General features: G+C 65.8%; 1 protein-coding gene and 1 pseudogene. Both read left to right on the top strand.

Features of this window, described 5'->3' with window-relative positions; genetic code table 11:
- The first annotated feature begins 96 nt into the window (after nucleotides 1-96).
- On the top strand, nucleotides 97-795 hold the full coding sequence (locus tag EOA27_RS37755) for a response regulator transcription factor (protein WP_126080394.1): 699 nt from the start codon (nucleotides 97-99) through the stop codon (nucleotides 793-795).
- Nucleotides 783-1,051 (top strand): annotated as a pseudogene (locus tag EOA27_RS37750) (two-component sensor histidine kinase); the annotation flags it as partial. The gene EOA27_RS37755 and the pseudogene EOA27_RS37750, both read left to right, overlap by 13 nt.

The following is a 1,051-nucleotide window of genomic DNA, read 5'->3' as shown; positions in this document are numbered from 1 at the left end:
CCCGACACAGCTCCGGACCGAAAACAATTTCGCACTTTTCCTTGGAATTGCTCTAATCCTGCCGTCACCCAAGCTTACCCGCCGGACTATTGACCGATGCCGCACAACATACTCGTCGCCGACGACGACCCGCATATCCGCGAGATCATCTGCTTCGCGCTGGAAAAGGCCGGCATGAAGACGGCCGCCGTCGCCGACGGCGCGGCAGCGCTCCAGGCGGTCGAGCGGCGCGCGCCCGATCTCATCGTGCTCGACATCGGCATGCCGGAGATGGACGGGCTGGAGGTCTGCCGGCGGCTGAGGCAAAGATCCGACGTGCCGGTGCTGTTTTTGTCCGCGCGGGATGAGGAAATCGACCGCATCCTGGGGCTGGAAATGGGCGGCGACGACTATGTGACCAAGCCGTTCAGCCCGCGCGAGCTGGTCGCCCGCGTCAACGCCATCCTCCGGCGCGCGCGTCCGGCGCCGGTCGAGGAAGAAGCGGACGAGCGGGAATTCGCGCATGGCAAGCTCATGCTTGTCCCGGCAAGCCATGCGGCGAGCTTCGACGGCAAGCCGCTCACCCTGACGGCGATCGAATTCGCCATCCTGAAAGGCTTCCTCGCCCGCCCGCTTCACGTGCTTGGCCGCGACGCGGTGATGGCCAATGCCTATGCCTCGAACATCCATGTCTCGGAACGCACGGTCGACAGCCACATCCGCAACGTGCGGGCCAAGCTGGCGGCAGTCGGCTGCGCCGATGCGATCGCGACGGTGCATGGCGTCGGCTTCCGGCTCGGCCGATGCGGTGGTTGAGCAAGGAAAGGTGGCGGCCGCGGCTCGCCACCGTCGTCATCGCCATCCTGATCGTGGTCATGGCCCTGCCGCTGGTCGGGCTGTTCTTCTTCCGGCTCTATGAGAACCAGCTGATCCGCCAGACCGAGGGCGAGCTGATCGCGCAAGGGGCGGTCGTCGCCGCCGTCTATGCAAAGGAGGTGCGCGCCGCCGGCATTTCCCAGGACAGGTTGGGTTCGCCGATCTCGGCCGATCCGGCGCGGGACAACAACTATCC

The organism is Mesorhizobium sp. M2A.F.Ca.ET.037.01.1.1, from assembly GCF_003998075.1.
In the GTDB taxonomy this organism is placed as follows: domain Bacteria; phylum Pseudomonadota; class Alphaproteobacteria; order Rhizobiales; family Rhizobiaceae; genus Mesorhizobium.
Note: the sequence above shows the minus strand (reverse complement) of the source record. Positions and strands in the feature narration are given on the sequence as shown.